The sequence below is a fragment of the Marinospirillum sp. genome (genome assembly GCF_014859565.1).
In genome coordinates this window covers 1-2445 of record NZ_JACUUA010000363.1, presented here as the reverse complement: position 1 = coordinate 2445, position 2445 = coordinate 1, and the positions used below count along the sequence as shown (strand labels likewise).

Here is a 2445-nt window from a genome sequence, read left to right as displayed (position 1 = left end):
GGCAACGCATGACATGGCCGGTGCCGATTTGTATTGAGGCATCAGTACGGAAAACAATACTTAGGCACTTGTCGTTACTGTTATTCATTGCAGCTGTTCATTACCGGCCTTATTGAAGAGGGATACATCAATATTGCCGTTTTTCAAAGTTTCACGCCCACTGATGGCAACGGTTGTTGCCTGTACGAATGCATCCATGACTTCATCGAAAATTTCAGGTGAGAAGGTGCAATTATGATCCTTGCCATCCGAAGTTTGGCGCAGTGTAAAGCTCAGGTTATCCCTGTCCATTTCAGCCACAACACCCTCAAGCGTTGCAATCTTTTCATCACGCCCTCTAATCTGTTGAAGTACCGCTTTCACCTGTTTAGAGGACTCACGGTCCAACCTGAACGCCTTGCCTTCATTACTTAAAATGGTGCCACCTACCTCATATTCAGTGACGATGCCTGATAAGGGTGGCACCAGCTTTTCCAGGGCTTCCAGCAGTTCTATCTCAAGGTTTGCAAGTAGTGCATCAGCATCGGGAGCTATCGACTTTTGAATGGCATTTGCTAGTGCTGTGCCAATCTGCTGCATTTCTGATTCATCTTCCCGCAGCAGGTCGACTTGCTGTTCCTCGGGTAAGCGAAAAGCCACCTCAAAGCTGTTGTAGGCAAAGTGCTGAACGGGCAAGTCATACAGCCGTTTTTGTGAATTTTTGATACGGCCTTGCTTGCTGGGTTCATTCAAAACGTGGGATGCCGCCTTTCTCAACGCGGTACTTGCACCGTCAACAACTTGTTTGATCACGCTCGCGGGTACACCACCCACAGACAAACCTTCACCAATAGCACGCAGGCTAAAGGCGGGTTGCAGGTGTGGCCATAGCATGATGCCCTTTTGCGGCAGAACAGATTCTGGTAGTTCGGCTAAGGTTGTGCTCCAAGCTTCTGAAACGGTATAGGTATAATCGGTTTCGACAACCCAGGCCAAAGCCTGATCCACTGCTGCCCTGACGGTCATTAAACCTTGTTCAAGTTGTTCTATGATGTGTACATTTGTTGGCGCAACGATAAAGCGCATGGCTTGGTCGTCTTCGTCGATCAGCATGAATAGTGCTTTGCAGACAGGAGTTTGCGCCGTAAATAGCCTTGGGCCATCAAACTCTATCAGCACATGCTGGATTTCAAAACCGCTGAAATAGGCGGGGTCAGTGGCTAGACCTTTTACTTGCCAGTCCATACATTACCCCTCTTCAATGAGTTTGAAAGATGCCGCACGCTCAATACCTTCATAAGGCCACCAAGTGGTATGCGATGGCCGCTGTCTTGCCGGTGTGTGCTTGACCTTACCCTGTTCCTGGCTTAAGTCACCACGGAACACCTTGCTGCCTAATTTTGGAAAAAGTACCGTTAAATGGCGCGCTTCTGCCAGATCACGAAAAACTGAAAGGCCGCGTCGCATACATGGATCACCTGAAGATCGCTTACCCAACTCTTCGTGGCTCTGAAAGTCGCGCTGTGAAGGTGGATTTTGACTGCAAACCCGATACACAACACCGTCAGCATCTTCCGCCTCAATGGGTGGGCAATTTTGTGGCCAGTTATCTGGAAAGCCTGCCATTGCATTTTACTCCCTATTTAGACTCTGCTGACGGGTTATTCACTATTCTGCATCGCCTTGAACAAAAACTCAGCTCTGTCCCAGTCTTCCAGTGTATCAATATCCTGTACACGATGGCGAGGCAATACGACTGGGGTCGCATGGGTTCCAAAGATTGGCTGGCCGCTGAGCCAGGCTTCCCTGGTTCCCCAGTAAAACTGGCCTGCATCATGCCAGGCTTCTTCCAGATCCTGCGAGCGCGTTTGAAAGTGTTCCGGGTTGAGCATTTCCACTCGTTGGTTTGGTGTGATACGCAGTGCCCGTTGAATCGGAAAAGCATAGCTGGTCACACTGAAGGCAAAGTCAGCTTGTTGTTCTTGCAGTAGGTTCAAGCCTATTCGCAGGTCTTCTGCTTGAATAAAAGGCGCAGTGGCATAGATACAACAGGCCAGGGTAATGGACTGTTTGCTTTCAGCTTGCAGGGTGTTGATGGCATGGGCGATAACCGGCTGAGTGCTGGTAAAGTCATCGCTTAATTCAGCTGGGCGCATAAAAGGAATCTCAGCACCATACTGGCGAGCCACTTCAGCAATTTCAGTGTCGTCTGTTGATACCACGACTCGATCAAAACACCCGCTTTCAAGAGCAGCTTCTATAGACCGAGCAATCATGGGTAGGCCACAGAATTCTGTAATATTTTTGCGGGGGATTCGTTTGCTACCGCCACGGGCAGGAATGATGGCTACTTTCATGGTTATACCTGCACTTGCAGCACTTGATGCAAAATATGAATCACCTCTTCCTGCTGCTCATCCGTCATGCCATGAAACATGGGAATGCTGATGGCTTCGGAGTAGTAGG

General features: G+C 49.2%; 3 protein-coding genes. All 3 read right to left on the bottom strand.

The features are described 5' to 3' along the window. Window positions 1-84: 84 nt before the first annotated feature. The 3 genes from IBX50_RS19675 to pseF are packed head-to-tail and all read right to left on the bottom strand — an operon-like array spanning window position 85 to window position 2336. The gene (locus tag IBX50_RS19675; RefSeq protein WP_292258093.1) at window positions 85-1224 is read right to left on the bottom strand and encodes a hypothetical protein; all 1140 of its coding nucleotides are present in this window, start codon (window positions 1222-1224) and stop codon (window positions 85-87) included. 3 nt (window positions 1225-1227) lie between these two features. Further along, window positions 1228-1605, bottom strand: a complete 378-nt coding sequence (locus IBX50_RS19670) for a hypothetical protein (protein ID WP_292258092.1) — start codon at window positions 1603-1605, stop codon at window positions 1228-1230. 35 nt (window positions 1606-1640) lie between these two features. Next, a complete protein-coding gene (gene pseF, locus IBX50_RS19665) occupies window positions 1641-2336 on the bottom strand; it encodes a pseudaminic acid cytidylyltransferase (protein WP_292258091.1) in 696 nt (231 codons plus the stop codon). Between the last annotated feature and the right edge of the window lie 109 nt (window positions 2337-2445).

What these genes read in the sequence shown, in the direction of transcription:
- IBX50_RS19675 (WP_292258093.1), bottom strand. Translation starts at nt 1,224, where the DNA reads ATGGACTGGCAAGTAAAAGGTCTAGCCACTGACCCCGCCTATTTCAGC.
- pseF (WP_292258091.1), bottom strand. Translation starts at nt 2,336, where the DNA reads ATGAAAGTAGCCATCATTCCTGCCCGTGGCGGTAGCAAACGAATCCCC.
- IBX50_RS19670 (WP_292258092.1), bottom strand. Translation starts at nt 1,605, where the DNA reads ATGGCAGGCTTTCCAGATAACTGGCCACAAAATTGCCCACCCATTGAG.